Origin of the sequence: Tetzosporium hominis (assembly GCF_002265435.1) — a bacterium.
GTDB classification, from domain to species: Bacteria; Bacillota; Bacilli; order Bacillales_A; family Planococcaceae; genus Chryseomicrobium; species Chryseomicrobium hominis.
The window spans coordinates 1-290 of record NZ_NOKQ01000225.1 but is presented as its reverse complement, the minus strand read 5'-3'; the positions used below and the strand labels follow the sequence as shown (position 1 = coordinate 290).

The 290-nt window shown below is 31.7% G+C and carries 1 pseudogene; it reads right to left on the bottom strand.

The features are described 5' to 3' along the window. Window positions 1-122 (bottom strand): annotated as a pseudogene (locus CF394_RS16225) (hypothetical protein); the annotation flags it as partial. Window positions 123-290 lie beyond the last annotated feature (168 nt).

Genomic DNA, 290 nt, shown 5'->3' with positions numbered 1-290 from the left:
CTGACGGAGCTCCATCCTCCCGCCTGAAGCAGTTTTTTGCACTTTGCAAACGACATATCCCTCACCCGGAACGTAAACCATGGAATCAATCTCTTAAAGAAAAAGATCGACAGGATGCACGCCGAAGCGGTTTTTTTTTTTTATGAGAGGTGTATGTGCGAGATCTTCTGTGTTTACCTAGCTATTATAATATATAAGATCAGTTTTTGAATATTAATTTTTTTGTTTTTTATTTTTATTGTTTTTATTATTATTATATATTTTTTTTTTTTATTTTTTTATGTGTTAGT